We start from the raw sequence: 4111 nt of genomic DNA, 5'->3' as shown, positions 1-4111 counted from the left end.
GGGCGGCGCGGGGGGGCCCCCGGGGGCGGGGGTGGTGCGGGGCGGCTCCGGCGGGGGGGCGCGCGCCGGGCGGAGGAGCCGCACCCCGTGAGCCGCGCACGAGGCCGAGGTGCGGCGGCCGGTGGTTCGCGCCGCCGCGCAGCACGGGCCCGGCCCCGTTGCCGGACCCCGTGCGCTCACTCCCGGTCGATCACGTCCGGTCGATCACTTCCGGTTGACCAGCGCCCAGGTCGCGGGCAGCAGGCCCGCGGCCAGCGCGGTCTTGATCGCGTCGCCGACCAGGAACGGCACGACGCCCGCGGCCAGCGCGGCGCCCAGGCCCATGCCCGTCGCGGCCATCAGCCACGGCACGCCGAACGCGTAGATCGCCAGGTTGCCCAGCGCCATCGTGCCCGCCGTGCGCAGCGGGGTGCGGTCGCCGCCGCGCGCGGCCAGGTAGCCGACCAGGGAGCTGGCGAACACGAAGCCGACGACGTAGCCCAGCGACGGGGGCGTGCCGTAGGACGCGCCCTGGAACCACGGCACACCGGCCATGCCCGCCACCAGGTAGAGCAGCATCGACGCCGAGCCGCGCCGCCAGCCCAGCGCCGCGCCGACGAGCAGCGCCGCGAACGTCTGGCCGGTGATCGGGACCGGGGTGCCGGGGACGGGCAGCGCGATCTGCGCGGCGACGCCGGTCAGCCCGGCGCCCGCGACGACCAGCGCGACGTCGCGCGCCAGCGCGCCGGGGACCAGATCGGCGAGCACGGCCCTGCGGCCGGGAACGGCGAACACGGACACGGGGACCTCCAGGGTTCGTGGGACTCACCGGGAGGTTAATCGCGCGCGACCCGCTCGGCGCTGGTCGGACCCTACAAAGTCAGCCGCCCGCCGCAGTCCGCGCCCGCCAACCGGCACCGTCGTCCCAGCGGGTGGTCACCGACCGGCGTGCGGCGGTTCGGTGTTCCGCCGGGTCTTGGTCCACCCGTCGCGCCCGGTCGCCAGCCGCGCCGCCGCCCGCCACGACGTCAGGTAGAAGGTGTAGACGTACAGCCCGTAGCCGAACCCGTACCCGAGCGAGCGCCAGAACCCGGTGCCCGGCTCGCACCGCGCCCGGTACACCGGCCCCCACAGCGCGAACGGCACCAGCCCGAACACCCCGTACACCGCGAACAGCAGCCACGCGCCGCCGGTGAACCACGACCACACCGCGCCCGGCGCGAGCACCACCTGGTGGGCCAGCAGCAGCAGCGGGACCGGGTAGACGAGGGTGCCGAGCAGCTGCATCCACGGCTGCGCCAGGTAGTAGGTCAGCTCCGCCGCGCCCAGCGTGGACAGGTGCGGCGAGTCCCAGACGCGCCGCAGGTAGCGGGCGCACTGCATGGTGCCCTGGCCCCACCGGGTGCGCTGCGCCAGGAACCGCCGCAGGCTGTACAGGCCCTCCTGCCGCACGTGCGCGCCGGTGGTGAACGCGGTCCGCCAGCCCGCCGTGAGCAGGTGCACGCCCAGCTCGAAGTCCTCCAGCAGCGACCCGCGCCACGGCCCGGCCGGACCGGCCACCGAGTCCAGCGCGGACAGCCGGGTGAACTGGCCGTTGCCGCCCAGCGAGATCGTGCCGGTGACGCCCCTGGACAGCTGGATCGCGGCGATCGCGGTCCGGAACTCCAGGTCCTGCATCCGCACCAGCCCGGCCCCGAACGCCCGCCGCCAGCGCGGAACGCCCTCCTGCCGCACCCCGGTGTTGACCATGCGCACGTCCACCTGCACCGCCCCGACCTCGGGCGAGCCGAACAGCTCGGGGGCCGCGCACACCTCCAGGCAGTTCGCGGCGGGCCTGCCGTCGGCGTCCACCACGACCACCACGACCCGCCCCGCGTCCAGGTCGCCGCGCCCCGCCAGCCACGCCCGCAGCGCCCGGTAGCCCGCGTTCAGCGCGTCGCCCTTGCCGGTGCGCGCCGACGGCGCCCGCCTGCGCACCAGCCGCACCGCCGGGTCCGCCTCCGCCAGGGCGCGCACCACCTCGGCCGTGCCGTCCGCCGAGTCGTCGTCGACCACCCACACGCGCGCCGCCGGGAACGTGGCGCGCAGGTAGCGCACCGTCCCGCCGACCACCGCGGCCTCGTCCAGGCAGGGCAGCAGGAAGTGCCAGTCGAACCCGGCCGGGTCGCCGGACGGCTCCGGCCTGCGCCGCAGGTACGGCACCACGATCACGCCCACGTACACCAGGAACGCCACGCTCATGGTCAGCGCGAGCGCCTGGGTGAACCCCAGCAGCGCGTCCAGGCTCACCGGCGCGTCGCCAGCCAGGTGAAGGCCACCAGCGCGGCGGCCCCGCCGAACACGCTCACCAGCGACCCCAGCAGCGTGTGGCCCCAGTGGTAGCCGTCCGCCACGCCCAGCCAGCGCACCAGGCCGACCATGAGCAGCACCCGCGCCTGGTTCACCAGCACCACCGCGCCGCCCGCGACGGCCAGCGCCAGCAGCACGCTCCGGGTGATCCGGGGCCGCAGCGCGACCATCACCGCGCCGACCACCAGCAGCGGGACCAGCAGGAACGCCGAGGTGCACTCCGGGGTCATCCGCAGGCCGAGCGGCGCGTCCGTGCCGAGGCCGAAGTAGACGGTCTGCCGGTGCGCGGCCACCTCCACCCCGTCCTCGCCGATCAGGCCGAGCAGCGCGCCCGCCAGGGTGATCTCGGCGGCCCGGTACGCGGTGTGCGCGAGCACCAGCGCCGCCGAGCCACCGAGCAGGGCGGCCACGACCACCCGGTGGAGTCGCCCCGGTCGGGGGACAGCCAGCACCACGAAACCCATCCCTTCCCGCACGTTCTGCACGACCGGTCAGCGCTCGAACGAGCTATCGAATGGACATCGGACCGCGCGCAGTGCGACTGCACTCCCTGAACAGGTGACAAAGTGAGGCTAATTCGGAACTGGAATCCACCGTAGGTGCGAGGCTGTGGGCGATTCGAGTGGCCGCACTGGGCTTTTCCGGGCATCCCCTGTCAAGGCATCCCCGGAACAGCCGATAGGTGCAAATGCTCCCCCCACACGATTCCCCGGACGGAGAAGGGAAATCCATGCGCGTCCGAACCCCGCGCCACCGCGTCCCGCGCCCCAGCGGACTAGCCGGACTGGTCGCGGTGGCCGCCCTCCTGATCAGCGCGACGCCCGCGGGGGCGGTGGGGGGCGACGCCTCCGCCTTCGGCGTGCGGCTCGACCTGTCGCTCCTGGGCAGCAGGGCCACCTCGGTCGGCCCGTTCGCCGCCGCCCACTCCGAGGACGGGCCGCTCACCAGCACGTTCAAGACCGTCGACGTGCCCGGCGCGCTCTCCACCGGCCTGCTCAGCACCGACTCGGCGCGCGACGAGCGCTCCGGCGGCCTCGCCGCCCGCGCCAGCGTCGTCGACGTGCGGGTGGACCTGCTGGCCGCGCTCACCGGCCCCTGGTCCGCCGAGGCCGTGGAGGCCGAGTGCTCCTCGACCCAGGACGGCCTCACCGGGTCGGCCAGGCTGGTCGGGCTGAGCGCGGGCACCCTGCAGACCCCGGCCGCCGAGCCCGCCCCCAACACCACCGTCGACGTGGGCGCGCTCGGCGTCACCGTGGCGGAGCTCGTGCTCAACGAGCAGGTCCGCAACGACGACGGCAGCCTCACCGTCACCGCGCTGCGCCTGCGCCTGCTCGACGGCGTCGTCGGCTCGCTCGGCAGCGGCGACCTGGTCATCTCGTCCACGACCTGCGGCGCCGCCGCGCTGCCCGTCCCGCTGGCCTCCGGCGCGGGCCTGTGGATCGGCGTCGGCGCGCTCGCGCTGGTCGTGCTGCCCGCCTCGTACGCGGCCGGCCGTCGGCGCGCACCGGAGGTGGTGTGAAGGTGTACCGGATGCCTGGCGCAGGGGTCGCCGTGGGAACGGGCGTGGGAACGCTCGCCGCGACCGGCGCCGATGTGACGTGGTGGGCCGTCGCGGGTGTCGCGCTGCTCGTCTCGGGGGTCCTGCTGCTTCGCAGGTCCCGCGGGCGGCGCGCGCACCACGACGGCTGATCGCGAGCGGGGTCCCCGGCGACCCAACCCCCCGAGCGCCGGGGACCCCGTGCCCTGACAGGGAGTACGAGATGAAGGAAGTCCTGCTGCTGGC

Annotated in this window: 5 protein-coding genes; 2 read left to right on the top strand and 3 right to left on the bottom strand. The window is 75.4% G+C overall.

Going from position 1 to position 4111, the window contains the following annotated elements:
• Window positions 1-204 precede the first annotated feature (204 nt).
• From ACTUAL_RS09355 to xrtP, 3 genes are all read right to left on the bottom strand, one after another.
• Window positions 205-780 carry a biotin transporter BioY gene (locus tag ACTUAL_RS09355; protein WP_440899974.1) on the bottom strand — a complete coding sequence of 192 codons (576 nt, stop codon included), beginning with the start codon at window positions 778-780 and terminating at the stop codon, window positions 205-207.
• A gap of 135 nt (window positions 781-915) precedes the next feature.
• Window positions 916-2220, bottom strand: coding sequence for a glycosyltransferase family 2 protein (locus ACTUAL_RS09350; RefSeq protein ID WP_440899975.1), 1305 nt, complete (start codon window positions 2218-2220; stop codon window positions 916-918).
• Window positions 2221-2264: 44 nt separating this feature from the next.
• Window positions 2265-2783, bottom strand: a complete 519-nt coding sequence (gene xrtP, locus ACTUAL_RS09345) for an exosortase P (protein WP_309142026.1) — start codon at window positions 2781-2783, stop codon at window positions 2265-2267.
• 275 nt (window positions 2784-3058) lie between these two features.
• On the opposite strand from xrtP, the gene ACTUAL_RS09340 reads away from it, so the two are divergent.
• Entirely contained in the window at window positions 3059-3847 is a 789-nt protein-coding gene (locus ACTUAL_RS09340; RefSeq protein WP_440899973.1) for a choice-of-anchor P family protein, read from the top strand.
• A gap of 11 nt (window positions 3848-3858) precedes the next feature.
• Complete coding sequence (locus ACTUAL_RS09335; RefSeq protein WP_440899972.1) at window positions 3859-4017, top strand: LPXTG cell wall anchor domain-containing protein; 159 nt, start codon at window positions 3859-3861, stop codon at window positions 4015-4017.
• Window positions 4018-4111: the final 94 nt, after the last annotated feature.

The organism is Actinosynnema sp., from assembly GCF_052038725.1.
This window is presented reverse-complemented; position numbering and strand designations above follow the sequence as displayed.